The 25145-nt window shown below is 73.2% G+C and carries 24 protein-coding genes and 1 pseudogene; 18 read left to right on the forward strand and 7 right to left on the reverse strand.

Features of this window, described 5'->3' with window-relative positions; genetic code table 11:
- Nucleotides 1-68 precede the first annotated feature (68 nt).
- Complete coding sequence (locus ACZ3IG_RS02270; protein ID WP_467428169.1) at nucleotides 69-647, forward strand: Uma2 family endonuclease; 579 nt, start codon at nucleotides 69-71, stop codon at nucleotides 645-647.
- Here the strand turns inward: ACZ3IG_RS02270 and ACZ3IG_RS02275 are convergent.
- Nucleotides 625-1440, reverse strand: a complete 816-nt coding sequence (locus tag ACZ3IG_RS02275) for a DUF3097 domain-containing protein (protein WP_467428171.1) — start codon at nucleotides 1438-1440, stop codon at nucleotides 625-627. The two genes, ACZ3IG_RS02270 and ACZ3IG_RS02275, sit on opposite strands and share 23 nt — an antisense overlap.
- Before the next feature lie 34 nt (nucleotides 1441-1474).
- Complete coding sequence (locus ACZ3IG_RS02280) at nucleotides 1475-2200, reverse strand: MBL fold metallo-hydrolase (RefSeq protein WP_467428172.1); 726 nt, start codon at nucleotides 2198-2200, stop codon at nucleotides 1475-1477.
- A 161-nt stretch (nucleotides 2201-2361) separates the two neighbouring features.
- Here ACZ3IG_RS02280 and hrcA point away from each other — a divergent pair, with 161 nt between their 5' ends.
- The 9 genes from hrcA (at nucleotide 2362) to ACZ3IG_RS02325 (ending at nucleotide 12759) form a co-directional block, all read left to right on the forward strand.
- Nucleotides 2362-3378: a heat-inducible transcriptional repressor HrcA gene (gene hrcA / locus ACZ3IG_RS02285; RefSeq protein ID WP_215169109.1), complete on the forward strand. Its 1017-nt coding sequence runs from the start codon at nucleotides 2362-2364 to the stop codon at nucleotides 3376-3378.
- A complete protein-coding gene (gene dnaJ / locus ACZ3IG_RS02290; protein ID WP_467428174.1) occupies nucleotides 3379-4515 on the forward strand; it encodes a molecular chaperone DnaJ in 1137 nt (378 codons plus the stop codon).
- Nucleotides 4516-4685: 170 nt separating this feature from the next.
- Nucleotides 4686-5771, forward strand: a complete 1086-nt coding sequence (locus ACZ3IG_RS02295; RefSeq protein ID WP_467428176.1) for a nitronate monooxygenase — start codon at nucleotides 4686-4688, stop codon at nucleotides 5769-5771.
- On the forward strand, nucleotides 5768-6511 hold the full coding sequence (locus ACZ3IG_RS02300; protein ID WP_467428177.1) for a 16S rRNA (uracil(1498)-N(3))-methyltransferase: 744 nt from the start codon (nucleotides 5768-5770) through the stop codon (nucleotides 6509-6511). Before ACZ3IG_RS02295 ends, ACZ3IG_RS02300 begins: the two co-directional genes overlap by 4 nt.
- Nucleotides 6512-6582: 71 nt before the next feature.
- On the forward strand, nucleotides 6583-7110 hold the full coding sequence (locus ACZ3IG_RS02305) for a hypothetical protein (protein ID WP_467428179.1): 528 nt from the start codon (nucleotides 6583-6585) through the stop codon (nucleotides 7108-7110).
- Between the two features lie 45 nt (nucleotides 7111-7155).
- The gene (locus ACZ3IG_RS02310) at nucleotides 7156-10356 is read left to right on the forward strand and encodes a S41 family peptidase (protein WP_467428180.1); all 3201 of its coding nucleotides are present in this window, start codon (nucleotides 7156-7158) and stop codon (nucleotides 10354-10356) included.
- 112 nt (nucleotides 10357-10468) lie between these two features.
- Nucleotides 10469-10822 carry a histidine triad nucleotide-binding protein gene (locus ACZ3IG_RS02315; RefSeq protein ID WP_467428182.1) on the forward strand — a complete coding sequence of 118 codons (354 nt, stop codon included), beginning with the start codon at nucleotides 10469-10471 and terminating at the stop codon, nucleotides 10820-10822.
- Between the two features lie 3 nt (nucleotides 10823-10825).
- Complete coding sequence (locus tag ACZ3IG_RS02320) at nucleotides 10826-11731, forward strand: ribonuclease Z (RefSeq protein WP_467428183.1); 906 nt, start codon at nucleotides 10826-10828, stop codon at nucleotides 11729-11731.
- Nucleotides 11732-11751: 20 nt separating this feature from the next.
- Nucleotides 11752-12759 (forward strand): adenosine deaminase, encoded by a 1008-nt coding sequence (locus ACZ3IG_RS02325; RefSeq protein WP_467428185.1) that lies wholly within the window; start codon nucleotides 11752-11754, stop codon nucleotides 12757-12759.
- Between the two features lie 21 nt (nucleotides 12760-12780).
- Here the strand turns inward: ACZ3IG_RS02325 and ACZ3IG_RS02330 are convergent, their stop codons facing one another.
- Together ACZ3IG_RS02330 and ACZ3IG_RS02335 are read right to left on the reverse strand one after the other, a co-directional pair.
- Nucleotides 12781-14091 carry an MFS transporter gene (locus tag ACZ3IG_RS02330; protein WP_467428187.1) on the reverse strand — a complete coding sequence of 437 codons (1311 nt, stop codon included), beginning with the start codon at nucleotides 14089-14091 and terminating at the stop codon, nucleotides 12781-12783.
- 288 nt (nucleotides 14092-14379) lie between these two features.
- Nucleotides 14380-14778 carry a peptidoglycan-binding domain-containing protein gene (locus ACZ3IG_RS02335; protein WP_467428190.1) on the reverse strand — a complete coding sequence of 133 codons (399 nt, stop codon included), beginning with the start codon at nucleotides 14776-14778 and terminating at the stop codon, nucleotides 14380-14382.
- Nucleotides 14779-15114: 336 nt separating this feature from the next.
- Here ACZ3IG_RS02335 and ACZ3IG_RS02340 point away from each other — a divergent pair, with 336 nt between their 5' ends.
- The 8 genes from ACZ3IG_RS02340 to era all read left to right on the forward strand — a co-directional run bounded on the left by ACZ3IG_RS02340 (nucleotide 15115) and on the right by era (nucleotide 22512).
- The gene (locus ACZ3IG_RS02340) at nucleotides 15115-16263 is read left to right on the forward strand and encodes a carbohydrate kinase family protein (RefSeq protein WP_467428191.1); all 1149 of its coding nucleotides are present in this window, start codon (nucleotides 15115-15117) and stop codon (nucleotides 16261-16263) included.
- A gap of 232 nt (nucleotides 16264-16495) precedes the next feature.
- Nucleotides 16496-17575 carry a PhoH family protein gene (locus ACZ3IG_RS02345; protein ID WP_467428192.1) on the forward strand — a complete coding sequence of 360 codons (1080 nt, stop codon included), beginning with the start codon at nucleotides 16496-16498 and terminating at the stop codon, nucleotides 17573-17575.
- Nucleotides 17576-17587: 12 nt separating this feature from the next.
- Complete coding sequence (ybeY, locus tag ACZ3IG_RS02350; RefSeq protein ID WP_215169129.1) at nucleotides 17588-18085, forward strand: rRNA maturation RNase YbeY; 498 nt, start codon at nucleotides 17588-17590, stop codon at nucleotides 18083-18085.
- The gene (locus ACZ3IG_RS02355; protein ID WP_467428193.1) at nucleotides 18082-19350 is read left to right on the forward strand and encodes a hemolysin family protein; all 1269 of its coding nucleotides are present in this window, start codon (nucleotides 18082-18084) and stop codon (nucleotides 19348-19350) included. Before ybeY ends, ACZ3IG_RS02355 begins: the two co-directional genes overlap by 4 nt.
- On the forward strand, nucleotides 19347-19706 hold the full coding sequence (locus ACZ3IG_RS02360; protein WP_467428194.1) for an MmcQ/YjbR family DNA-binding protein: 360 nt from the start codon (nucleotides 19347-19349) through the stop codon (nucleotides 19704-19706). The genes ACZ3IG_RS02355 and ACZ3IG_RS02360 overlap by 4 nt, the downstream gene beginning before the upstream one ends.
- 244 nt (nucleotides 19707-19950) lie before the next feature.
- Nucleotides 19951-21099, forward strand: coding sequence for a methyltransferase (locus tag ACZ3IG_RS02365; protein WP_467428196.1), 1149 nt, complete (start codon nucleotides 19951-19953; stop codon nucleotides 21097-21099).
- A complete protein-coding gene (locus ACZ3IG_RS02370; RefSeq protein ID WP_215169137.1) occupies nucleotides 21096-21458 on the forward strand; it encodes a cytidine deaminase in 363 nt (120 codons plus the stop codon). Before ACZ3IG_RS02365 ends, ACZ3IG_RS02370 begins: the two co-directional genes overlap by 4 nt.
- 94 nt (nucleotides 21459-21552) lie before the next feature.
- Nucleotides 21553-22512 (forward strand): GTPase Era, encoded by a 960-nt coding sequence (era, locus tag ACZ3IG_RS02375; protein ID WP_403541205.1) that lies wholly within the window; start codon nucleotides 21553-21555, stop codon nucleotides 22510-22512.
- Here era and ACZ3IG_RS02380 read toward each other — a convergent pair.
- From ACZ3IG_RS02380 to ACZ3IG_RS02390, 3 genes and pseudogenes are all read right to left on the reverse strand, one after another.
- Nucleotides 22394-23694, reverse strand: a pseudogene (locus ACZ3IG_RS02380) (family 1 glycosylhydrolase). The gene era and the pseudogene ACZ3IG_RS02380 sit on opposite strands and share 119 nt — an antisense overlap.
- A complete protein-coding gene (locus ACZ3IG_RS02385; protein WP_467428199.1) occupies nucleotides 23691-23957 on the reverse strand; it encodes a protealysin inhibitor emfourin in 267 nt (88 codons plus the stop codon). The pseudogene ACZ3IG_RS02380 and the gene ACZ3IG_RS02385 overlap by 4 nt, the downstream one beginning before the upstream one ends.
- Nucleotides 23958-23990: 33 nt before the next feature.
- Nucleotides 23991-25061, reverse strand: coding sequence for a M4 family metallopeptidase (locus ACZ3IG_RS02390; protein ID WP_467428201.1), 1071 nt, complete (start codon nucleotides 25059-25061; stop codon nucleotides 23991-23993).
- Between the last annotated feature and the right edge of the window lie 84 nt (nucleotides 25062-25145).

Below are 25145 nucleotides of genomic sequence, written 5' to 3' on the forward strand. Positions count from 1 at the left end.
AGTTCGGCCCCTAACCTGGTTCTCAGGCCGCCGCCAAAAGGACGCGGCGGATCTGGAGGGCCACGGAGATGACAGCTGTGGACGAACGTGGAGTCGCGGAGTTCTTCGCGGGGTTCGAACCGCCCGAGGGGCTCAAGGCCGAGCTGCTCCGGGGGGAAATCGTGATGATGGCCAGCCCTGATCTGGTGCACAACCGGATCGTCACCTCTTTGATGGACCAGATCCCGCACCGGCGCTGGGAGCGGCTCCAGACTCAGGACATCGACGTCGTCGACGAGGCCAGCGAACCTGTGCCCGACCTGGTGGTCATGGAGTTCGGCATCGGCCCGGACTCAGGACGTCTTCTTCCGTCTCAGGTGATCACGTTGGTCGTGGAAGTGGTCTCGAAGACCAGCGTGGACCGGGATTATGGCGTCAAGCGTCTGATCTACGCTGCTGGTGAAGTGCCCGCGTACCTGATCGTCGACCCCATCATGGCCCAGTGTGTTCTGTACTCGGACCCGGTCGGACGAGGCGAGGGAGCTGACTATCAGGTGCAGCGGATCACCAAGTTCGGGGCGCCGCTGCCGCTGGAACAGTTGGGCGTCGAGCTGGACACCACCGTGTTCGGCACCTACAAGGGCGTCAAGCCACATCACCGCCCGTGACGAAGTCGATCAGCTCCTCCACCCGCCCCAGCAGCTCCGGCTCCAGGTCCTTGTACGAGCCCACCCGCGCCAGGATCGCCTGCCACACCGCCCCGGTGTTGTCCGCCGGCCACCCCAGCGCCCGGCACACCCCGGTCTTCCAGTCCTGACCGCGCGGTACCCGGGGCCAGCCGGGGATGCCCAGCGCGGCCGGCTTCACGGCTTCCCAGATGTCGATGTACGGATGGCCGACCACCAGCGCGTGCGCACTGGTCACCGACTCGGCGATCCGTGACTCCTTCGACCCCGGCACCAGGTGGTCCACCAGGACCCCCAGCCGCGCGTCCGGGCCCGGCGCGAAGTCGGCGACGATCGACGGCAGGTGGTCCACGCCCTCCAGGTACTCCACGACCACGCCCTCGATCCGCAGGTCGTCGCCCCACACCTTCTCGACCAGCTCGGCGTCGTGCCGGCCCTCCACGTAGATCCGCCCCGCCCGTGCCACCCGCGCCCGCGCGCCGGGCACGGCGACCGAACCGGACGCCGTACGGGACGGCCGTACCGGACCCGGCGACGACGGCTTGACCAGCGTCACCACCCGGCCCTCCAGCAGGAACCCGCGCGGCTCCAGCGGGAAGACCCGGTGCTTGCCGAAGCGGTCCTCCAGCGTCACCGTGCCCGCCTCGCAGCCGATCACCGCGCCGCAGAACCCGGTGCCGGGCTCCTCCACGACGAGACCGGGATCGGCCGGCACCTCGGGCACCGGCTGCGGCTTCTTCCACGGGGGCGTGAGATCGGCGGAGTACTGGCGCATTCTGCCGACGATACGAGGAACGCCACGCGGGTGATCAGTACGACACGCCGAACCGGGCCGCCAGCGCGTCCCGCTGCGCCCGGACGAACGCCGCGTCCACCACCGCCCCGTGACCGGGCACGTACAGCGCGTCCTCACCGCCCAGGCCGAGCAGCCGGTCCAGCGAGGCCGGCCACTGCCCGGGAAGCGCGTCGGGCCCCGCCTGCGGCTGCCCCGACTCCTCCACCAGGTCCCCGCAGAAGACGACCGCCGGACTGCCCGGCACCACGACCGCCAGGTCATGGGCGGTGTGCCCCGGGCCCACGGCGGCCAGCAGCACCCGCCGGCCGCCGCCCAGGTCGAGGGTCCGCTCGCCGTCCACCTCGTGCCGGACGGACACCAGCGCGTCCACCGCCTCCGCCGCGCGGCGTCGGTCCAGCCCGTTGGCCAGCGCGTCCGCCCGCAGCGCCGCCCGCCCCGCGCCGAGGGCCGCGTCCACCCCCGCCGCGCCGTACACCTCCGCCCCCGCGAACGCCGCCGCCCCGAAGACGTGGTCGAAGTGGGCGTGGGTCAGCGCGAGATGCGTCACACGCCGGCCGGCCAGCCGCAGCGCCTCGGTGCACAGCCGCGCGCCCTCGCCGAGGCTCGACCCCGCGTCGACCACCAGTGCCGCGTCGCCGCCGACCACGAGCCCCGCCGTGCAGTCCCACACCGGCAGCCGGCGCCGCCCCACCCCGGCCGCCAACCTCTCCCAGCCCAGCTCTTCCCAAGTCACCGTCATGGCGGCGACGCTAGCGGTGCGAGCCCGCCGGGGACGGCAGCACGGGGCGGCCCTTGCCGGGGGTGTACCCCACGGCCGTACACTGGGCCGGGGAAGTCTGGCACTCGCACGCGGTGAGTGCCAGGGCAGAAGTAGCCGGACGTGACCGGGAGGTGTGCGCGATGCTCAGTGAACGAAGGCTGCAAGTGCTGCGCGCCATCGTCCAGGACTACGTCGGCACCGAGGAGCCCGTCGGCTCCAAGGCCCTCACCGAGCGGCACAGCCTCGGCGTCTCCCCGGCGACTGTGCGCAACGACATGGCGGCGCTGGAGGAGGAGGGGTTCATCGCCCAGCCGCACACCAGCGCCGGGCGCATCCCCACCGACAAGGGCTACCGGCTCTTCGTCGACAAGCTCGCCGGGGTCAAGCCGATGACGGCCCCCGAGCGGCGCGCGATCCAGAACTTCCTGGAGGGCGCCGTCGACCTCGACGACGTGGTGGCCCGTACGGTGCGGCTGCTGGCGCAGCTGACCCGGCAGGTCGCCGTGGTGCAGTACCCGTCGCTGACCCGCTCGACCGTGCGGCACGTGGAGCTGCTCTCGCTGGCGCCCGCGCGCCTGATGCTGGTGCTGATCACGGACACCGGACGGGTCGAGCAGCGCATGGTGGACTGCCCGTCGCCGTTCGGCGAGACCTCGGTGGCGGATCTGCGGGCGCGGCTCAACAGCCGGGTCGCGGGGCGCCGGTTCACGGACGTGCCGACGCTGGTCGAGGACCTCCCCGACGCCTTCGAGGCGGAGGAGCGCGGTACGGTCGCCACCGTGCTCTCCACCCTGCTGGAGACGCTGGTCGAGGAGAACGAGGAGCGGCTGATGATCGGCGGCACCGCCAATCTCACCCGCTTCGGCCATGACTTCCCCCTCACGATCCGGCCGGTGCTGGAGGCGCTGGAGGAGCAGGTCGTGCTCCTCAAGCTGCTCGGCGAGGCGAAGGATCCGGGCGTGACCGTACGGATCGGTCATGAGAACGCCCATGAAGGACTCAACTCCACGTCCGTCGTGTCGGTGGGCTACGGTTCGGGCGGCGAGGCGGTTGCCAAGCTCGGCGTGGTCGGACCGACCCGCATGGACTACCCGGGAACGATGGGAGCGGTACGCGCAGTGGCACGGTACGTCGGACAGATCCTGGCGGAGTCATAAGTGGCCACGGACTACTACGCCGTACTCGGCGTACGCCGCGACGCGTCCCAGGACGAGATCAAGAAGGCGTTCCGGAGGCTCGCCCGCGAGCTGCACCCGGACGTCAATCCCGATCCGAAGACCCAGGAGCGGTTCAAGGAGATCAACGCCGCCTACGAGGTGCTGTCGGACCCGCAGAAGAAGCAGGTCTACGACCTCGGCGGCGACCCCCTGTCGCAGAGCGGCGGCGGCGCGGCCGGCGGTTTCGGCGCGGGCGGCTTCGGGAATTTCTCGGACATCATGGACGCGTTCTTCGGTACGGCGTCGCAGCGGGGACCCCGTTCGCGCACCCGCCGCGGCCAGGACGCGATGATCCGTATCGAGGTGGAGCTGGACGAGGCCGCCTTCGGTACGACCAAGGACATCCAGGTCGACACGGCCGTCGTCTGCAACACCTGCAACGGCGAGGGCGCGGCCCCCGGCACCTCGGCGCAGACCTGTGACATGTGCCGCGGACGCGGTGAGGTCTCGCAGGTCACCCGGTCCTTCCTGGGCCAGGTCATGACCTCGCGGCCCTGCCCCCAGTGCCAGGGCTTCGGCACGGTCGTGCCGACCCCGTGCCCCGAGTGCGCGGGCGACGGCCGCATCCGCTCCCGCCGCACGCTGACGGTGAAGATTCCGGCCGGTGTCGACAACGGCACCCGGATCCAGCTCGCGGGCGAGGGCGAGGTCGGCCCCGGCGGCGGCCCGGCCGGCGACCTGTACGTCGAGATCCACGAGCTGCCGCACTCGCAGTTCCAGCGCCGGGGCGACGACCTGCACTGCACGGTCACCCTGCCGATGACGGCGGCGGCCCTCGGCACCAAGGTGCCGCTGGAGACGCTGGACGGCCTGGAAGAGGTCGACATCCGCCCGGGCACGCAGTCCGGCCAGTCGATCCCGCTGCACGGCCGCGGCGTGACCCACCTGCGCGGCGGCGGCCGGGGCGACCTCATCGTGCACGTCGAGGTCCAGACCCCGACCAAGCTCGACCCCGACCAGGAGCGCCTGCTGCGCGAACTGGCCAAGCTGCGCGGCGAGGAGCGGCCCCAGGGGCAGTTCCAGCCGGGTCAGCAGGGCCTGTTCTCCCGGCTGAAGGACGCCTTCAACGGCCGCTGAGCCGGGTCCGGCGCGGGCCCGGGGCGCGTGCCGTACGGGCACCGGTTCGGTACCCGCGCGGGCACCGGTCCCGAGCCGTACGGACCCGCGCGGGACACCGGCCGGGCGCCCCGTTCCGGCGGCGGAAGCCCGGATTCGGACTTGTCCGGAGGACGTGGCACCATGCGGTCATGTCCTCCGCGCTGACCGATCTCTTCCCGTACCCGATCGTGCAGGCTCCCATGGCGGGCGGCGTCTCCGTGCCCCGGCTGGCCGCCGCCGTCTGCGAGGCGGGCGGACTCGGCTTCCTGGCCGCCGGGTACAAGACGCCCGACGGGATGTACCAGGAGATCAAGCAGCTGCGGAGCCTGACGGGCCGCCCGTTCGGCGTGAACCTCTTCCTGCCGCAGCCGGAGACGGCCGACCCCGCGGCCATCGGCGTCTACGCCCACCAGCTGGCCGGCGAGGCCGCCTGGTACGAGACGGAACTCGGCGACCCGGACAGCGGCCGGGACGACGGCTACGAGACCAAGCTGGCCGTACTGCTCGACAACCCCGTGCCGGTGGTGTCGTTCCACTTCGGCGTCCCCGGCCGCGAGGTGATCGACGCCCTGCACCGCGTCGGCACCTTCGCCGTGGTCACCGCCACCACCGCCGACGAGGCCCGGGCCGTCGAGGAGGCCGGCGCCGACGCGGTGATCGCACAGGGCGTCGAGGCCGGCGGCCACCAGGGCACCCACCGGGACGCCCCGGAGACGGACGGTTCCGGCATCGGGGTGCTGTCGCTGGTCGCCCAGGTGCGCGAGGCGGTGAACCTGCCGGTCATAGCCGCCGGCGGCCTGATGCGCGGGGGCCAGATCGCCGCCGTCCTCGCGGCCGGCGCGAGCGCGGCCCAGCTCGGCACCGCCTTCCTCGCCACCGCAGAGTCCGGCGCGCACGCCCTGCACAAGGCCGCGCTGACCAACCCCCTGTTCGTCCGCACCCAGCTGACCCGCGCCTTCTCCGGACGCCCCGCCCGCGCCCTGGTCAACCGCTTCCTGCGCGAGCACGGCCCCTACGCCCCCGCCGCCTACCCGGACGTCCACCACCTCACCGCGCCGGTGCGCAAGGCGGCCGGGCGGGCGGGCGACCCGCAGGGCCTGGCCCTGTGGGCGGGACAGGGCCACCGGATGGCCCGCGACCTGCCCGCCGGGCAGCTCATGGAGGTGCTCGTGTCCGAACTCACCGCCGCCGGGGCGGCGTTGTCGCACTACACCACCGGAGGCGCGGACCGATGACGGCACCGGTGTTCGTGGCCGACTCCCTCGACGGCCTGTCCGGCGGGGAGTACGTCCTCGACGGCCCCGAGGGACGGCACGCCGTCTCCGTGAAGCGGCTGCGGCCCGGCGAGGACGTCGTCCTCACCGACGGGCGCGGCCACTGGGCCGAGGGCGTCGTCAAAGCCGCCGAGGGCAAGGACCGCCTGGTCGTCACGGGGCTGCACGCCGTGGTCGAGGAGCCCGCGCCCCGGCCCCGTATCACCGTCGTGCAGGCCCTCCCCAAGGGCGACCGGGGGGAGCTGGCCGTCGAGACGATGACCGAGGTCGGCGTCGACGCGATCGTGCCCTGGGCGGCGTCCCGGTGCGTCACACAGTGGAAGGGCGACCGGGGCCTCAAGGCGCTCGCCAAGTGGCGGGCCACCGCCCGGGAGGCCGGCAAGCAGTCCCGCCGGGTCCGCTTCCCCGAGGTCGCGGACGCGGCGACGACCAAGCGCGTCGCGTCACTTCTGGCCGACGCCGACTTCGCCGCCGTACTCCACGAGAGCGGCGAGATCCCGCTGGCCGGCGCCGGACTGCCCGCCGAAGGCGACATCGTGCTCGTCGTCGGCCCCGAAGGCGGCGTCTCCCCCGAGGAGTTGGCGCTCTTCCAGGAGGCGGGCGCCCGGCCGTACGTGCTCGGCCCCACCGTCCTGCGCACCTCGACCGCGGGAACCGCCGCCGCCGCCCTGCTCCTGGGGCGCACGGGTCGCTGGGGCTGACCGCGCCGGGGTGGTGCGGAGTGGCCGTATGCGCCCTACCGTCCCGCCCCCGTCGGTGGCAGTCTGCCCGCATGGGGGTTTTGAGGCGTCTTCGGCTCGGGCGGCGCGGGGTACCGGCCGCCGTACTGGCCGTCGTGGTCGTCGGCTCCGTGGTGGCCTGCGATCCCGCCGGCGTGAGTTCCGCGTCGGTGGCGTACACCACCGACGAGACGGTCACCCGCGAACTGGAGCGGCGGGACACGGGCGTGCGGTGGATCACCTGCAACGCGTCCTACGACGGCGGTGCGAGCCCTTCCGCGGGAGAGCGGACCGTGGCGGAGATCGACTGCGAGGGGCAGACCGACGACGGCAAGGACATCACCGTCGACGGCCACGTCACCCGCGTCGTCGAGGGCGCCTGCGTGCGCGGCGAACTCACCGCCAAGGTCGACGGCAAGGAGCGCTTCCGGGTCAGCGGGCTGGGCGACTGCGACGCCACCCCCACCCCGCCGGTGAACAGCGACCCGACGCGGAACGGACCGGGGCCCACCGTCACCGTGACCGTCACCAAGACCGTCTACTGCCAGACCCGCCCCCAGTGCTGGCCCGAGGGCAAGTGATCCAAACCCCTGTCCCGCGCCGCCGCCGCTGCTTAGGGTGAGGGGGTGACTCAGTCCGCAGCTGCTGCCTACCTCCGGTTCCCGCATCCACACGGTGAGTTGACCGCGTTCACCGCCGAGGACGACGTGTGGCTCGCGCCCCTCGACGGGGGACGCGCCTGGCGGGTCAGCGCCGACAACACCCCCGTCACCCAGCCGCGCATCTCGCCCGACGGCACCACGGTGGCCTGGACCTCCACCCGGGACGGCGCCCCCGAGGTGCACGTCGCGCCGGCCGAGGGCGGCCCGTCCCGGCGGCTGACGTACTGGGGCAGCCTCAAGACCCAGGTCCGCGGCTGGCTGCCTGACGGCCGGGTGCTGGCCATCAGCACCTACGGCCAGGCCAGCCTGCGCCGCACCTGGGCCCGCGCGGTCCCGCTGGACGGCGGCCCCGCCGAAACCCTGCCCTACGGCCCCGTCGGCGACGTCGCGTTCGGCCCGCGCACCGTGCTGCTCTCCGCGCCGATGGGCCGCGAGGCCGCCTGGTGGAAGCGGTACCGGGGCGGTACGGCCGGCAAGCTGTGGATCGACACCGAGGACGACGGGGAGTTCGTACGGCTGCACCAGGACCTCGACGGCAACATCGAGTACCCCTTCTGGGTCGGGGACCGGCTCGCGTTCCTCTCCGACCACGAGGGCACCGGCGCGGTGTACTCCTCCCTCGCCGACGGCACCGACCTGCGCCGCCACACCCCCCTCGGAGGCTTCTACGCCCGGCACGCGGCCACCGACGGCACCCGGGTCGTCTACTCCAGCGCCGGTGAGCTGTGGACGCTGGACGATCTGGACGGCGCCGAACCCCGCCGCCTCGGCATCCGGCTCGGCGGGCCCCGCGTCGACCTCCAGCCCTACCCGGTCAACGCCGCCCGCTGGTTCGGCTCCGCCTCCCCCGACCACACCGGACGCGGCAGTGCCGTCGCCGTGCGCGGCGGCGTGCACTGGGTCACCCACCGCTCCGGCCCGGCCCGCGCGCTGGCCGCCACCCCCGGCGTCCGGGCCCGGCTGCCGCGCGCCTTCCGCGCCGACGGCGAGCAGTGGGCGGTGTGGGTGACCGACGCCGAGGGCGAGGACGCCCTGGAGTTCGCGCCCGCCACCGGCCTGCTCCCCGGCGCCACCCCGCGCCGCCTCGCCGCCGGACAGCTGGGCCGCGTCCTCGGCCTCGCGATGGCCCCCGACGGCAGCAAGGCCGCCGTCGCCTCGCACGACGGCCGGGTCCTGCTCGTCGAGCGGGCCACCGGCGAGGTCCGCGAGGTGGACCGCAGCGAGGACGGCGACGCCCGGGGCCTGGTCTTCTCGCCCGACTCCGCCTGGCTGGCCTGGTCCCACCCCGGGCCCCGGCCCCTGTCCCAGCTCAAGCTCGCCCACACCACCGACCTCACGGTCACCGAGGCGACCCCGCTGCGCTTCCAGGACTACGCCCCCGCCTTCACCCTCGACGGCAAACACCTGGCGTTCCTGTCCACCCGCTCCTTCGACCCGGTCTACGACGAGCACGTCTTCGACCTGGGCTTCGTCGAGGGCACCCGCCCGCACCTGATCACGCTGGCCGCGACCACGCCGTCGCCGTTCGGCCCGCAGCGCCACGGCCGCCCCTTCGAGACCTCCGACAAGGAGGGCACCCCCGACAGCGAGGGCGCCCCCACCACCCGCGTCGACCTCGAAGGGCTCGCCGACCGGATCGTGCCCTTCCCCGTCGAGGCCGCCCGCTACTCCGGCCTGCGCGCCGCCAAGGACGGCGTGCTGTGGCTGCGCCACCCGGTCACCGGCGTCCTCGGCGCGTCCCGGGCCACCCCCGAGGACCCCGACCCGGGGACCGAGCTGGAGCGCTACGACCTCGCCCAGCAGCGCGTCGAGCACCTGGCTTCGGACGCCGACCGCTTCACCGTCAGCGGCGACGGCAAACGCGTCCTGCTGTGGACCGACGGCCGCCTCAAGGTCGTCCCCAGCGACCGCCGCGCCTCGAACGACGACGACAGCGACACCAACATCACCGTCGACCTCTCCCGCGTCCTGGCCACCGTCGACCCGGCGGCCGAGTGGCGGCAGATGTACGAGGAGACCGGCCGCGTCATGCGGGACCACTTCTGGCGGCCCGACATGAGCGGCGTCGACTGGGACGGCGTACTGGACCGCTACCGCCCCGTCCTCGACCGCGTCGCCACCCACGACGACCTGGTCGACCTCCTCTGGGAGGTGCAGGGCGAGCTGGGCACCTCGCACGCCTACGTCGTCCCGCGCGGCGGCCACGGCCACGGCGCCCGGCAGGGCCTGCTCGGCGCCGACCTCTCCCGCCACGAGGACGGCACCTGGCGCGTCGACCACGTGCTGCCCTCGGAGACCTCCGACCCGCACGCCCGCTCGCCGCTGGCCGCACCCGGCGTCGCGGTACGCGCCGGGGACGCGATCGTCGCCGTCTCCGGCCGCCCCGTCGACCCGGTCACCGGCCCCGGCCCGCTCCTGGTCGGCACGGCGGGCACCCCCGTCGAGCTGACCGTCCTGCCCGTCGGCGGCGGCGAGGCCCGGCACGTCGTGGTCGTCCCCGTCGCCGACGAGGAACCCCTGCGCTACCACGCCTGGGTCGCCGGCCGCCGGGCCCGCGTCCACGAACTGTCCGGCGGCCGGCTCGGCTACCTCCACGTCCCCGACATGCAGGCCCCCGGCTGGGCCCAGATCCACCGCGACCTGGCCGTCGAGGTCGCCCGCGAGGGCCTGGTCGTCGACGTCCGGGAGAACCGCGGCGGCCACACCTCCCAGCTCGTCGTCGAGAAACTGGCCCGCCGCATCGTCGGCTGGGGCGTGCCGCGCGGCATGCGGCCCTACAGCTATCCGCAGGACGCCCCGCGCGGCCCGGTCGTCGCCGTCGCCAACGAGTTCTCCGGCTCCGACGGCGACATCGTCAACGCCGCGATCAAGGCCCTCGGCCTCGGCCCCGTCGTCGGCACCCGCACCTGGGGCGGCGTCATCGGCATCGACAGCCGCTACCAGCTGGTCGACGGCACGCTGGTCACCCAGCCGAAGTACGCCTTCTGGCTGGAGGGCTACGGGTGGGGCGTGGAGAACCACGGCGTCGATCCCGACGTGGAGGTGGAGCACCGCCCGCAGGACCACGCGGCGGGCCGCGACCCCCAGTTGGACGAAGCGGTGCGCATCGCACTTGAGGCTTTGCAGGCGGTACCGGCGAAAACGCCGCCGGGCTTGCCGACTTAGGGGCGCGGCTGTGTCCATGTGCGGCTCCGCCGCGTTGGCGCGACCAGCCACAACGCATCCGCAGTCGGCAACGGTACGATGCCCGAATCGGACCAACCCCGAAGGGAACCACATGCCAGGGGAACCCCAGGAAGACTGTCTCTTCTGCAAGATCGTCGCCGGCCAGATCCCGGCCACGATCGTCCGCGAGACGGAGACCACCGTCGCCTTCCGCGACATCAACCCCCAGGCCCCCACCCACGTCCTGGTGATTCCCAAGGCCCACTACCAGGACGCCGCCGCCCTCGCCGCCGGCGCCCCGGAACTCGCCGCCGACGTGCTGCGCGAGACCCAGGCCGTCGCCGACGACGAGAAGCTGGACAGCTACCGCATCGTCTTCAACACCGGAGCCGGCGCCGGCCAGACCGTCTGGCACACGCACGCCCACGTCCTCGGCGGTCGCGGCCTCCAGTGGCCCCCCGGATAAGCCTTGTCCGTACGTGAACTCGTCGTCCTCGGCACCGCCAGCCAGGTCCCGACCCGCCACCGCAACCACAACGGCTACCTGCTCCGCTGGGACAGCGAGGGCATCCTGTTCGACCCCGGCGAGGGCACCCAGCGCCAGATGCTGCGCGCCGGGGTCGCCGCCCACGACCTGAACCGGATCTGCGTCACCCACTTCCACGGCGACCACAGCCTGGGCCTGGCCGGTGTCATTCAGCGCATCAACCTGGACCGCGTCCCGCACGAGGTCACCGCGCACTACCCCCGCTCCGGGCAGCGCTTCTTCGACCGCCTCCGGTACGCCACCGCCTACCGCGAGACGGTCGCCCTCACCGAGGCCCCGGTCGACACGGACGGGGTGCTGGCCCGCACCCCCGCCTACACCCTCGGCGCCCACCGCCTCTCGCACCCCGTCGAGTCCTACGGCTACCGCCTCACCGAGCCCGACGGGCGCCGCATGCTGCCCGACCGCCTCGCCGCGCACGGCATCGAGGGCCCCGACGTCGGCCGCCTCCAGCGCGAGGGCGCGCTGAACGGCGTCACCCTGGACGAGGTCAGCGAACCCCGCCCCGGCCAGCGGTTCGCGTTCGTCATGGACACCCGCCTCTGCGACGGCGTGTTCGCGCTCGCCGAGGGCTGCGACCTGCTGGTCATCGAGTCGACCTTCCTCGACGAGGACGAGACCCTCGCCGTCGAGCACGGCCACCTCACCGCCGGTCAGGCGGCCCGCGTGGCCCGCGACGCCGGGGTGCGCCACCTCGTCCTCACCCACTTCAGCCAGCGCTACTCGGACCCGGAGGAGTTCGAGCGGCAGGCACGGGCCGCCGGGTACGAGGGCGAGCTGACCGTGGCCCGTGATCTGCTGCGGGTGCCGGTTCCGAAACGTCGGTAAAGTCCCCGTACCATGCTCTGATGCCCCTGCCCAAAGCTGAACTGCACCTGCACATCGAAGGCACCCTGGAGCCAGAGCTGGCCTTCGAGCTGGCCGCCCGCAACGGTGTCGCCCTGCGCTACCCGGACACCGAGGCCCTGCGCGAGGCGTACCGCTTCGCCGACCTCCAGTCCTTCCTGAACCTGTACTACGAGCTGATGGCGGTCCTGCGCACCGAGCGGGACTTCGAGGACCTGGCCAACGCCTACCTGGCCCGCGCCGCCGGGCAGGGCGTGCGGCACGCGGAGATCTTCTTCGACCCGCAGGCGCACACCGCCCGGGGCGTTCCGCTGGGCACGGTCGTCGAGGGGCTGTGGCGGGCGCTCGGCCGCAGCCGCGAGAACCACGGCGTCTCCACCCGGCTGATCCTGTGCTTCCTGCGCGACCAGCCCGCCGACGCGGCCCTGGAGACGCTGACCGCCGCCCGCCCCTACCTGGACCGCATCACCGGCATCGGCCTGGACTCCGCCGAGGTCGGCCACCCGCCGGCCAAGTTCCGCGAGGTCTACGCCGAGGCCGCGGCCCTCGGACTGCGCCGGGTCGCGCACGCCGGTGAGGAGGGCCCGCCGGCCTACATCACCGAGGCGCTGGACGTGCTCGGCGTCGAGCGGATCGACCACGGCCTGCGCTGCGCCGAGGACCCGGCGCTGGTGGAACGCCTGGTGCGCGACCGCGTCCCGCTGACCCTGTGCCCCCTGTCCAACGTCCGGCTGCGCACCGTCGACACCCTCGCCGACCACCCGCTGCCCGCCCTGCTCGACGCCGGGCTGCTGTGCACGGTCAACTCCGACGACCCGGCCTACTTCGGCGGCTACGCGGGCGACAACTTCGACGCCGTACGGGACACCCTGGGCCTCACCGACGAGCGCCTGCGCGAACTGGCCCGCAACTCCTTCCTCGCCTCCTTCCTGGAGGACGACGAGGAGCTGCGGGCGCGGTACCTCGCGGAGGTGGAGGCGTACTCCTTCCCCGCCGCTGGGTCCGAGTAGGAGCAGGAGCAGGAGCAGGGGTCAGCGCGCCGCTTCGCCGGCCGTGCCGTAGTCGGCCCGGACGGGAACGGCCGCGCCGTCCACCGGGATCTCCACGACCGGCTGCTCCGTCGCCCCGACCTCGGGCACCGCCCCGCTCGGCGTGCCGGTGGTCGCGGCGACCACGGCGGCCGCGTGACCGCCGCGCCGGCGGACCGCGCCGGGCAGCAGCGGACGCCCGCCGGTGTGCAGGGCCACGGCCGTCATCGGTACGGCGATCAGCAGCAGTCCGGCGCCGAGGACCAGGCCCATGCCGGCGAACCCGGCCTGAGCGGCCAGCACACTGCCGGTCAGCGGTCCGGCCGAGGTGCCCAGTGAGGACGCCGACCCGATGAGCACCGCCCACCGGCCGCGCGGGTCGAGCGAGGCGGCCAGGCCGATCAGATAGGACAGCACCACCGGGTAGAGCGTGTTCCAGACGATTTCCCCGGCCGTGAAGGAGACGGGCCCGGTCGCGGACGCGGTGAGCGCGATGCACCCGGCGATCAGCACCGTCCCGGCGCCCACCGGCACCGCGCGCCCCAGTCGGGCGCCGAGCGCCCCGGCGGTCAGCACGCCGACCAGTCCCGCGCCCAGCGCCGCCGCGAGGACCGCCCCGAGTGCGGCCTCGCCGAGGTGCGCCTGTTCCAGGCCGATCCGGCTGCTCACGCCCCACAGGGAGTTCTGCGCGAGCGACCAGCACACCATCGCGCCGGCGAGGACCAGTCCGGAGCGGCGGCGGGGGAGCGGGGCCCGCTCGTGGCCGGCGGTCGTGGCGCGGGTCGGGCCGGGCAGCCGGCCGGTCAGCGGCCACACGGCGAGCGCGGTCAGCGCTATGGCCGCCAGCGGCAGCCCGTGGCCGGCCCCGAGGTGCGGGACGGTCAGATAGACGGCGGCGGCCAGCGCGGAGACGGACAACAGGCCGAGCGTGGACGCCCGGTGGGGGTCCTTCTCCGCGGCGATCCGGGTGGCGGCGACCGTCGTCGCCGTACCCGACCCGAACCCGCCCACGACCGCGCCGGCCACGACGCCCGGTACGGAGGTGGTGAGCGCGGCGGCGCCGTAGCCGAGGGCGGCCAGGGCGAGGCCCAGCCGGGCCAGGGTCCGGGCGCCGGCCCGCTCCACGCGGGAGGCGAGCAGGAAACCGGCCGACGCCGAGCTGAGCAGCAGCGCGCTGCCGACGGCGCCGGCCTGGGTGGCGGTCAGGGGGAGCCCGGCGTCCAGTCTGCCGACGGTGGTGGGCAGCAGGTACGGGGCGAGGTACCCGGCCGTGAACAGGGCGACGAGGGGCCAGGGGGTGGTGCGGGCGAACACGGGCGTTCCCAAGGCATGCGAAAGGAAGCGGTCAGGGAAGTGCAAAGAAAGGAGAGACTGCGACCTTTGATCGACAGGCGCGCGGGCAATTTGTATCAAGCGCGAGCAGGCGCGAGCGAAACCAGATGATGTGATCTAGGTCACTGTATGGTTTGCGTACCGGCAAGCCGGGTAGAAGAGGGCGCCACCGCCGCCAGGCGGACCCGCTCGCACCGGAACGGACGCCTCCCGGCCCGGGGTCACCGCACCGGGTACCCGCCCCCTGCCGACGGGTACCCGGCCGCTCGGTCAGAGGCAGGTGTCGTACCAGAGGTCGGCGGACTCCGCCTCGTTCCGGGACAGCAGGAAGTCGCACATGGCGCCCCGGGTGTCCGGGTCGACGATGGCGTCGGCGGAGAGCCCGTAGTGCCGCTGGAAGCACGTCGTGGCGTTGGCCGTCTGCGTGCCGAAGTGGCCGTTCACGGTCAGGGTGGGCCGGCAGGTCTGCTCGATCTTCATGAAGAAGTTGAGGTCCTTCTGCCACAGCCCCACGGCCGAGCCGCTGGACCCCGGACCGATCTGCGGCAGCGCCGCCGGGGCGACCGCTCCCGCCGTGGCCGCCGGCGCGGCCTCGGCGGTCACCGCGCCCGTGGCCAGCGCCAGGGACGCCACCGCGAGGGTGAGCACGCCCCGGGACACCCTGTTCATCCTGCTCTTCCTGCTCTTCCTGTCTTCCCTGTTCTTCAGCTCGTTCTCCGGCATATGCCCTCTACCTCCCCGTCGCGGGCCCGGGCCCGGTGTCCGAGCCGGCTCGACGGCCCGCGTCACAGGAGAGGAGGCTAGGGCCCCAGCGCCGCACCCGGCATCCAGCGGTCGATGGAATCCCGGATACCACCAAGGGTTGAACGGCGCCCGCCCTGCAACTCGCGCGGTACGCGCACCGATCCGCCCAGGCCCGCCCCGGCGCCCGGCGCGACGGCCGACGGACTGTCGGTGCCGTGGTGCACACTGGCCTGCATCCGCACCACGTCAGGGAGCGCACACGTGACCGCGTCCATCGCGCCCTTCGGAGAGGGGCACCACCATCACCCGGGCGCCGGCCCGTCGGCCGACCCGCTGGCCGCCCTGCGCGCCCCCGGCGACCCGCCCGTCGACGTCTACCTCACCGGCACCGTCTTCCTCGACATCATCTTCACCGGCCTGGACTCCGCCCCGGTGCGCGGCACCGAGTCCTGGGCCCGTGGGATGGGGTCGAGTCCCGGCGGCGTCGCCAACATGGCCACCGCCCTGGCCCGCCTCGGCCTGCGCACCTCGCTCGCCGCGGCCTTCGGCGACGACCACTACGGCGACTACTGCTGGGACGCCCTCGAACAGGGCGAGGGCATCGACCTGTCCCCCTCCCGCACCGTCCCCGGCTGGCACTCGCCGGTCACGGTCTCCATGGCGTACGAGGGCGAACGCACGATGGTCTCGCACGGCCACGAGGCCCCCGCCGGGGAACAGCCCGCCCCCGGCTGCCCGCCACGCGCGCGCGGCGCCGTCGCCTCCCTCGCCCCCGGCGTCCGCGCCCCCTGGATCGCCCGGGCCGCCGCGCACGGCACCCGCGTCTTCGCCGACGTCGGCTGGGACGACACCGGTGCCTGGGACCTGGCCGCCCTGCCCGACCTGGCGCACTGCGAGGCGTTCCTGCCCAACGCCGAGGAGGCGATGCGCTACACCGGCACCGACTGCCCGCGCGCCGCCGCCCACGCCCTCACCGAGCACGTACCGCTGGCCGTCGTCACCCTCGGAGCCGAGGGCGCCTACGCGGTGGACCGGCGCACGGGGGAGACCGCCGAGGTCCCCGCCATCGCCGTCGAGGCCCTCGACCCGACCGGCGCCGGGGACGTCTTCGTCGCCGGGTTCGTCACCGGCACCCTGGCCGGCTGGCCGCTCGCCGACCGCCTCGCCTTCGCCGGGCTGACCGCCGCCCTCTCCGTCCAGGAGTTCGGCGGCTCCCTCTCCGCGCCCGGCTGGTCCGAGGTCGGCGCCTGGTGGCGCGAGGTCCGGTCGGTCGACGACCAGGACCCGGCGGCCCTGTCCCGGTACGCCTTCCTGGCCGACCTCGTGCCCGACGGCGGCCCCTGCCACGCGGCCCGGCCGTGGCCGCTGCGCCGCGCGGTCCCCACGATCGGCTTCCGCAGACCGCAGTGAACAGCCGCAGCGAACCGACCGCAGCGGTCAGCCGCAGCGAACCGACCGCAGCGGTCAGACCGCAGAGAACAGACCGCGGTGAGCAAGCTGTGAGCGGGCCGGAGCGAGCGGAACCCGGTGATACGAAAACTCCTACGGTGTTGTCAGTCCACCGTCGTACCCTGGAACACGCGAGGCCGCCCTCAGCGTGCGGCCATGACGAGGAGGAACCGCAGGCGTTGAGCGCCGGCCCATGACTCAGACACCCACAGCTCACAGCCCCGCGCAGCGGCAGGCGAGTGCACGGTTCACCGTCCCCGCCCAGCACCCCATGGTGACCGTCCTGGGGTCCGGCGACTCCCTGCTGCGCGTGATCGAGAAGGCTTTCCCGGCGGCCGACATCCACGTCCGGGGCAACGAGATCAGCGCGACCGGCGACTCCACGGACGTCGCCCTCATTCAGCGCGTGTTCGACGAGATGATGCTGGTGCTCCGCACCGGGCAGCCGATGACGGAGGACGCAGTGGAACGCTCGATCGCCATGCTCAAGGCGAGCGAGAACGGGGAGAGCGACGGCCAGGAGACCCCGGCCGAGGTGCTCACGCAGAACATCCTGTCCTCGCGAGGCCGCACCATCCGCCCCAAGACGCTCAACCAGAAGCGGTACGTCGACGCCATCGACCAGCACACCATCGTCTTCGGCATCGGCCCCGCCGGCACCGGCAAGACCTACCTGGCCATGGCCAAGGCCGTCCAGGCCCTCCAGTCCAAGCAGGTCAACCGCATCATCCTGACCCGCCCCGCGGTCGAGGCCGGCGAGCGCCTGGGCTTCCTGCCCGGCACCCTCTACGAGAAGATCGACCCCTACCTGCGCCCGCTCTACGACGCCCTGCACGACATGATGGACCCGGACGCGATCCCGCGGCTGATGGCGGCCGGCACGATCGAGGTCGCACCGCTCGCATACATGCGCGGTAGAACGCTCAACGACGCTTTCATCATCCTGGACGAGGCCCAGAACACCAGCCCCGAGCAGATGAAGATGTTCCTCACCCGCCTCGGCTTCGACTCGAAGATCGTGATCACGGGTGACGTGACCCAGGTCGACCTGCCCGGCGGCACCAAGTCCGGGCTGCGCCAGGTCCAGGACATCCTGGACGGGGTGGACGACGTCCATTTCTCCCGGCTCTCCTCCCAGGACGTCGTCCGGCACAAGCTGGTGGGCCGTATCGTCGACGCCTACGAGAAGTACGACAGCGACCACGGCACCGAGAACGGCGCGCACAAGCCGCGCGCCAAGTCCTCCGGCGCCAAGGGCACCAAGGGGAAGTAGACCAGCACGACCATGTCGATCGACGTCAACAACGAGTCCGGAACCGAGGTCGACGAGCAGGCGATCCTCGACATCGCCCGCTACGCGCTCGCGCGGATGCGTATCCACCCGCTCTCCGAGCTCTCGGTGATCGTCGTGGACGCCGACGCCATGGAGCAGCTCCACATCCAGTGGATGGACCTGCCGGGCCCCACCGATGTCATGTCCTTCCCGATGGACGAGCTGCGTCCGCCGTCCAAGGACGACGACGAGCCGCCGCAGGGCCTGCTCGGCGACATCGTGCTCTGCCCCGAGGTCGCCGAGAAGCAGGGCAAGGAGGCCGAGACGCGGCACACCATGGACGAGGAGCTGCAACTGCTCACCGTCCACGGTGTGCTGCACCTGCTCGGCTACGACCACGAGGAACCGGACGAGAAGGCCGAGATGTTCGGCCTCCAGGCGGCCATCGTGGACGGCTGGCGCGCGGAGAAGGGCCTGACCGGCCCGTCCCCGGCCCCGACCGTCTCATGAGCCTGCCGCTCATCGCCGGTGCCGTCGCCCTGATCGTCGTCGCCTGGCTCGCCGCGAGCGCGGAGGCCGGCCTCGCCCGCGTCTCCAGCTTCCGCGCCGAGGAGGCCGTACGGTCCGGGCGGCGCGGCAGCGCCAAGCTCGCCAAGGTCGCCGCCGACCCGACCCGCTACCTCAACGTGGCGCTGCTGGTCCGCGTCGCCTGCGAGATGGCCGCCGCCGCGCTCGTCACCTACGGCTGCCTCAACGAGTTCACGAACACCACCGAGGCGCTCCTCATCGCCATCGCCGTGATGGTGCTGGTGTCGTACGTCGCCGTCGGCGTCTCGCCGCGCACCATCGGCCGCCAGCACCCGCTGAACACGGCCACCGCGGCGGCGTACGTCCTGGTCCCGCTGGCCAGGATCATGGGCCCGATCCCGCCCCTGCTCATCCTCATCGGCAACGCGCTCACCCCCGGCAAGGGCTTCCGCCGGGGCCCCTTCGCCTCCGAGGCGGAGCTGCGCGCGCTGGTCGACCTCGCCGAGAAGGAGTCCCTCATCGAGGCCGAGGAGCGCCGCATGGTGCACTCCGTCTTCGAGCTGGGCGACACCCTCGTACGGGAGGTCATGGTCCCGCGCACCGACCTCGTCGTCATCGAGCGCTACAAGACCATCCGCCAGGCCCTCACCCTCGCCCTGCGCTCCGGTTTCTCCCGCATACCGGTCACCGGCGACAGCGAGGACGACATCGTCGGCATCGTGTACCTGAAGGACCTGGCCCGCAAGACGCACATCAGCCGGGACGCCGAGAGCGAGCTGGTGTCGACGGCGATGCGCCCCGCGTACTTCGTACCCGACACCAAGAACGCCGGCGACCTGCTGCGCGACATGCAGAAGGACCGCAACCACGTCGCCGTCGTCATCGACGAGTACGGCGGCACCGCCGGCATCGTCACCATCGAGGACATCCTGGAGGAGATCGTCGGCGAGATCACCGACGAGTACGACCGGGAACTCCCGCCGGTCCAGGACCTCGGCGAGGACCGCTACCGGGTCACCGCCCGCCTCGACATCGGCGACCTGGGCGAGCTGTACGGCCTGGAGGCGTTCGACGACGAGGACGTGGAGACCGTCGGCGGCCTGCTCGCCAAGGCGCTGGGCCGGGTCCCGATCGCCGGGGCGTCGGCCCCGGTCGGCCTGCCCGACGGCCGGACCCTGCGCCTGACGGCGGAAGCCGCCGCGGGCCGCCGCAACAAGATCGTGACCGTCCTGGCGGAGCCGGAATGAACCCACCGGACCTGCGCGCGTTCTGCCTCTCCTTCAACGCGGCCGTGGAGGACTTCCCCTTCGGCCCCGACTTCTCCGTCTTCAAGGTGCTGGGCAAGATGTTCGCCCTGACGGCCCTGGACGCGCGCCCGCTCACCGTCAACCTCAAGTGCGACCCGGACGACGCGGTCCGCCTGCGCCGCGAGCACCCGGGCCTGGTCGTCCCCGGCTGGCACATGAACAAGCGCCACTGGAACACGGTCACGGCCGACGCCGACCTCCCGGACCGCCTGGTCCGGGAGCTGGTCGAGGACTCCTACGACCTGGTCGTCGCCGGCCTGCCGCGCGCCGACCGCCTCCGCCTCGACCGCCCCTGAGCGCGCCCGGCAACCGGCTTGCCCGCGGCGGGAACGCCGTGCGAACCTCTTACGTCACCTCTCCGGAAGGGCTGGTCATGACGCTCGGCATGGTTCTCGGCGACTCCTCCTCTCGCGCTTCGACGCGGGAGCGGTAGCCCGGCCTGCCCGACCCACCCGCCCGTGCCGCGCACGGGCCGGTCCCCCCTGCTCCTCGTCGCAGTGCTCTCCGTGCCCCCGCACGTCCACTCACGAGGAGTACCTGGTGAACACCATCCACTGGACCGAGACGAACACCTCCCGCTCCGCCCGCTGGCACTCCGAGAGTGCCGCACCACCTCCGGTCCGCGTCATCGGCGCCGACGACCGCATGAACGCCGCTACGGCCCACCGGCTGGCCTGCGAAGGCACCGCCCTGCTGTGGCGTGGCGACTTCCCGGGCGCCCGGCAACTGCTGCGGGCGATGGGCCGCCGGGTCGACCGGAAACCTCCCCGGCCGGGCGAGAACCCCGCCGACACCTTCCACCGGTACCGCAGGGCCCGCGGCCACCGCGCCCGCGTGCTGGGCAGGCTCCTCGTCCTGCTGGAGGACGACTACCGCCTGGACCTGCGCCGGGCCCCCGAGGTACGCCGGGCGTGCGCGGAGGCCTACGGCCCGCCGTCCGGGCCGATGGCCGTCTCCCTCACCGAACTGCTGGGCGTGATCGGAGCCCACCAGTGGCGCGCGAAGGGCGTGGAGGTGCCGGCCCTCGGCGCCCGCGTCCATCCGCACTACGGCGTCTTCTCCCCGGTCAGGGGCGAGTACGTCGACCTCGTCGCCCACACCCCGCTGCCCGCACCGCCGCCGGGCCGCCGTACCGCGTTCGACCTCGGCACGGGGACGGGAGTGCTCGCCGCCGTCCTGGCCCGGCGGGGGATCGACCGGGTCGTGGCCACCGACAGCAGCCCACGCGCCCTGGCCTGCGCGCGCGACAACGTCCGCAGGCTGGGCCTCACCGGGCGCGTCGACGTCGTGGGCCCGGGCCTGTTCCCCGAGGGACGCGCCGACCTCGTCGTCTGCAACCCGCCCTGGCTCCCCGCCCGGCCCACCTCCACCCTGGAGCAGGGCGTCTACGACCCGGGCGGCGGCATGCTCCGCGACGTCCTGGACGGGCTCGCCGGCCGTCTCGCGCCGGGTGGCGAGGGCTGGCTGATCCTTTCGGACCTCGCCGAGCGCCTCGGGCTCCGTACCCGCGCCGAACTCCTGGCGCGCATCGAGGCGGCGGGCCTGCGCGTCGTGGGCAGGACCGACATCCGGCCCCGGCACCCACGGGCGAGGGACACCGCCGATCCCCTCCACGCCGCCAGGGCCGGAGAGGTCACCTCCCTGTGGCGTCTCGCCGGTGGCGGACGCTTTCGTATGCTCACCCCATGACCGACAGCAGCGCGCTCGCCCCCCTCGCCCCCGAGGACCAGAAGATCGTCACCCTGGCCCGTTCCGCCCGGGCCCGCAACCAGGTGCCCGAGGGCGCCGCCGTGCGTGACGAGACCGGCCGTACGTACGTCGCCGGCACCGTTGCCCTGGACTCCCTGAACCTCAGCGCGCTGCGCACGGCGGTGGCGATGGCGGTGGCCTCCGGCGCGACCTCGCTGGAGGCGGCGGCCGTGGTGACCGGCGCCGGCGGTGTCTCCGACGAGGACCGGGCGGCCGTACGGGACCTGGGCGGCCCCGGGACGCCGGTGCTGGTGGCCGGACCCGACGGCGAGGTCCGGGAGACGCTCACCGCCGGCTGAGCCCCGGAGGCGCCGGGCCCCGGACGCCCGCGTTCCGCGCGGGTGCCGGGGCACTGGTGCGGCGGGGCCCTGTGGATCAGGGACAATGGGCGCCATGAGCGTTCGCAGTCAGTCATCCGAGCCGTCGGAAACGTCCGAGGCCGCACACCGGGCGGGCTTCGCCTGTTTCGTGGGCCGCCCCAACGCGGGCAAGTCCACCCTCACGAACGCTCTGGTCGGGCAGAAGGTGGCGATCACCTCCAACCGCCCGCAGACGACCCGGCACACCGTGCGGGGCATCGTGCACCGCCCGGACGCCCAGCTGATCCTGGTCGACACCCCGGGCCTGCACAAGCCGCGCACCCTCCTCGGCGAGCGGCTCAACGACGTGGTGCGCACCACGTGGGCCGAGGTCGACGTGATCGGCTTCTGTCTGCCCGCCAACGAGAAGCTCGGCCCCGGCGACCGCTTCATCGCCAAGGAACTCGCCGGGATCAAGAAGACCCCGAAGGTCGCCGTCGTCACCAAGACCGACCTGGTGGACGGCAAGACCCTCGCCGAGCAGCTCATCGCCGTCGACCAGCTCGGCCAGGAGCTGGGCATCACCTGGGCCGAGATCGTCCCGGTGTCGGCCACCGGCGACAAGCAGGTCGACCTGCTCGCCGACCTCCTCGTCCCGCTCCTGCCCGAGGGCCCCGCGCTCTACCCCGAGGGCGACCTCACCGACGAGCCCGAGCAGGTCATGGTCGCCGAGCTGATCCGGGAGGCGGCGCTGGAGGGCGTACGCGACGAACTGCCGCACTCCATCGCCGTCGTCGTGGAGGAGATGCTGCCCCGCGAGGACCGCCCCGCCGACAAGCCGCTCCTCGACATCCACGCCAACGTGTTCATCGAGCGCCCCAGCCAGAAGGGCATCATCATCGGCCCCAAGGGCAAGCGCCTCAAGGACGTCGGCATCAAGTCCCGCAAGCAGATCGAGGCGCTGCTCGGCACGCCCGTCTTCCTCGACCTGCACGTGAAGGTGGCCAAGGACTGGCAGCGCGACCCCAAGCAGCTCCGCCGCCTGGGCTTCTGACGCACGCCTGGGCCCTCAGCACGTCCCGGAACCAGCCGTACGACGCCTTGGGCGTGCGCCGCTGCTGCCGCCAGCGCCTCGTGCAGGGCGCGCAGGTGGCCGTCGAGGTAGGCGATGCGGGCCTGGTCGTCGAGGCCGTCACGGGCGCAGCCGTTCTCGGTGATCAGCCCCCGGCGGGAGCCGGTCGCCGTAGCGGGCGCGGAAGCCGGTGAGCAGTTCCGTCAGGGCCTCGGGGACGACGGGCCGGCCGGAGCCGGTCACCGGGCGGCCCTCGATCCGGCGGACGGAGAAGGGCAGTTCGGCGCCGGACTGATCCTCTCCGGCAGGGGCGCCCACCCGGGTCGGCGCGCAGTAGTTCACGCCGTAGGAGTCGAGGGGCTCGGCGACCACCGCCAGGTCGGCCGCCACGTCGCCCGGCTTCAGCTCGCCGATGCCGTCCGGGGAGCGGGCGAGGAGCAGCGGGTCGGCGAACGTCCGGTTGAGCAGGACGTCGTAGAAGTCGGCGGCCTCGCGGTCGGCGGGGTCGTCGGAGGCCGGCCAGGTCGGGCCGTGCGAGTTGGCGATGCCGATGCCGGCGGCGCCCGCCGCGCGCAGCGCCCGTACCGCCAGGCCGTGCGCGAGGAGCTGGTGGTGGGCCACCGGCAGCGCGTCGAACAGCAGCCGCTCGCCCGGCGCGTGCACGCCCGGGGCGTGGCCGAGGAGGGTGTGCTCGGCGGGTTCGTCGAGGGTGATCCATGTGCCCACCCGGTCGCCGAGCCGGTCCGCGACCCGCTCGACGTACGCCGCGAAGCGGTCCGCCGTGTCCCGCTCGCGCCAGTCGAGGCCGAGCGGCAGGTCCCAGTGGAAGAGGGCCGGCACCGGGGGGACGCCCGCCGCGCACAGCTCGTCCGTCAGCCGGTCGCAGAAGTCCGGCCCGCCGGGGGGAGTTCACCCGCGGTCAGAACACCGGGAAGCGGTACGCGTCCACGCCCAGGCCGGCCAGCAGCGCCACGTCCTCGCGGTGGCGGCGGCAGTGGTCGCAGGCCACCGCCGCCGTCGTACCGTCCCGGACCCGCCCCGGCAGGTCGGTGAGGCGTCCCACACCGACCGTTCGCGGCTCTCCACGGCGCCCTCGATCTGGTGCGCCGAGGTCGACACACCCCACAGGAAACCGGCCGGGAATCCCGGTATCGGGCCGCTCACACGCCCTCCTTGAGCACCCGGGAGATCAGCTGCCGCTGTTCCTCGGTCAGCCGGGGGTCGGCGGCGTACACCGTCCGGCCGTCCACGGTGATCCGGTAGCCGAACCCGTCCGGGACCCCGACGGGCGGGGTGGTCCGGGCGCCCTCGACGGCCCGCGTGGCCAGCGCGTGCCACTCCTGCGCGTCCGGGCGGCCCCGGGTGTCCACCTCCGCGTGGCGTTCGATGCCCGCGAAGCCTCCTGTGCGCGTCACCTGAATCCGCATGGGTCCATGTGTAGTACGGGTGCGGTACGGAAACTAGGACGTGGGGACCCCGACCCGTTCCCAGGCCTTGCCCACCGCGTCCAGTTCCTCCGCGTCGCCGTAGCGTTCGCGGGCCGCCGCCAGGGTCAGCCCGGCGAACTCCTCGAACGTCGCGTCCTGGCCCAGCTCGCCGCCGGTCAGCACGTCGTACCAGACCTGCCCGGCCCGCTCCCACGCCTTGCCGCCGAGCGCCGTGGCGAAGAGGTAGAAGGCGTGGTTGGGGATGCCGGAGTTGATGTGCACGCCGCCGTTGTCCGAGCCGGTGTTGACGTAGCCGTCCATCGTCGCGGGCTGCGGGTCCTTGCCGAGGACGTCGTCGTCGTAGGCCGTGCCCGGCGCCTTCATCGAGCGCAGCGCCACCCCGGTGACGCGCGGGGCGAGCAGCCCGGCGCCGATCAGCCAGTCGGCCTTGTCGGCGGTCTGCCCGAGCGAGTACTGCTTGATGAGGGAGCCGAAGACGTCCGACACCGACTCGTTGAGGGCGCCGCTCTGGCCGAAGTAGGTCAGGTTGGCCGTGTACTGGGTGACGCCGTGGACGAGTTCGTGGCCGATGACGTCGAGGGGGATGGTGAAGTCGAGGAAGATCTCGCCGTCCCCGTCGCCGAACACCATCTGCTCGCCGTTCCAGAACGCGTTGCCGTACTCGCGGTCGTAGTGCACGGTCGCGTCCAGCGGCAGGCCGTTGCCGTCGATGGAGTCGCGGCCGTACGCCTTCAGCAGCACCTCGAAGGTGGCGCCGAGGCCCGCGTAGGCGCGGTTGACGGTGGCGTCCTTGCCGGGGTCGTCGCCCTCGCCGCGCACCTTGGTGCCGGGCAGGTCGGTGCCGTTGCGGGCGTCGTAGATGGTGCGGTGCGGGGTGCCGGCCTCGGCGGTGGCGGGCGCGGCCGCCGCGCGGGCGCCGACCACCGTGGTCAGGCGGCGCTGGGTGCGCTCGTACGCGTCGCGCTGGAGGGTGCGGCGGGCGGGTCCGGCGAGCACGGGGTCGTCGGCCTGGGCGAGCTTGTCCAGGACGTGCGGTGGGACGATGGTGCAGAAGACGGGCTCGAAGCCCCCGTTGGTGTTCATGTACAGAACCATCGCACTGTGTAGCGCACCTGTCACCAGCCGCAACCATGATTGGTGAAATGGGCCGTCGCCGGGTGACCGTGA

The organism is Streptomyces sp. NPDC016677 (assembly GCF_055562815.1).

What these genes read in the sequence shown, in the direction of transcription:
- ACZ3IG_RS02270 (WP_467428169.1), top strand. Translation starts at nt 69, where the DNA reads ATGACAGCTGTGGACGAACGTGGAGTCGCGGAGTTCTTCGCGGGGTTC.
- ACZ3IG_RS02275 (WP_467428171.1), bottom strand. Translation starts at nt 1,440, where the DNA reads ATGCGCCAGTACTCCGCCGATCTCACGCCCCCGTGGAAGAAGCCGCAG.
- ACZ3IG_RS02280 (WP_467428172.1), bottom strand. Translation starts at nt 2,200, where the DNA reads ATGACGGTGACTTGGGAAGAGCTGGGCTGGGAGAGGTTGGCGGCCGGG.
- hrcA (WP_215169109.1), top strand. Translation starts at nt 2,362, where the DNA reads ATGCTCAGTGAACGAAGGCTGCAAGTGCTGCGCGCCATCGTCCAGGAC.
- ACZ3IG_RS02295 (WP_467428176.1), top strand. Translation starts at nt 4,686, where the DNA reads ATGTCCTCCGCGCTGACCGATCTCTTCCCGTACCCGATCGTGCAGGCT.
- ACZ3IG_RS02300 (WP_467428177.1), top strand. Translation starts at nt 5,768, where the DNA reads ATGACGGCACCGGTGTTCGTGGCCGACTCCCTCGACGGCCTGTCCGGC.
- ACZ3IG_RS02305 (WP_467428179.1), top strand. Translation starts at nt 6,583, where the DNA reads ATGGGGGTTTTGAGGCGTCTTCGGCTCGGGCGGCGCGGGGTACCGGCC.
- ACZ3IG_RS02315 (WP_467428182.1), top strand. Translation starts at nt 10,469, where the DNA reads ATGCCAGGGGAACCCCAGGAAGACTGTCTCTTCTGCAAGATCGTCGCC.
- ACZ3IG_RS02325 (WP_467428185.1), top strand. Translation starts at nt 11,752, where the DNA reads ATGCCCCTGCCCAAAGCTGAACTGCACCTGCACATCGAAGGCACCCTG.
- ACZ3IG_RS02335 (WP_467428190.1), bottom strand. Translation starts at nt 14,778, where the DNA reads ATGAACAGGGTGTCCCGGGGCGTGCTCACCCTCGCGGTGGCGTCCCTG.
- ACZ3IG_RS02345 (WP_467428192.1), top strand. Translation starts at nt 16,496, where the DNA reads ATGACTCAGACACCCACAGCTCACAGCCCCGCGCAGCGGCAGGCGAGT.
- ybeY (WP_215169129.1), top strand. Translation starts at nt 17,588, where the DNA reads ATGTCGATCGACGTCAACAACGAGTCCGGAACCGAGGTCGACGAGCAG.
- ACZ3IG_RS02355 (WP_467428193.1), top strand. Translation starts at nt 18,082, where the DNA reads ATGAGCCTGCCGCTCATCGCCGGTGCCGTCGCCCTGATCGTCGTCGCC.
- ACZ3IG_RS02360 (WP_467428194.1), top strand. Translation starts at nt 19,347, where the DNA reads ATGAACCCACCGGACCTGCGCGCGTTCTGCCTCTCCTTCAACGCGGCC.
- ACZ3IG_RS02370 (WP_215169137.1), top strand. Translation starts at nt 21,096, where the DNA reads ATGACCGACAGCAGCGCGCTCGCCCCCCTCGCCCCCGAGGACCAGAAG.
- era (WP_403541205.1), top strand. Translation starts at nt 21,553, where the DNA reads ATGAGCGTTCGCAGTCAGTCATCCGAGCCGTCGGAAACGTCCGAGGCC.
- ACZ3IG_RS02385 (WP_467428199.1), bottom strand. Translation starts at nt 23,957, where the DNA reads ATGCGGATTCAGGTGACGCGCACAGGAGGCTTCGCGGGCATCGAACGC.
- ACZ3IG_RS02390 (WP_467428201.1), bottom strand. Translation starts at nt 25,061, where the DNA reads ATGAACACCAACGGGGGCTTCGAGCCCGTCTTCTGCACCATCGTCCCA.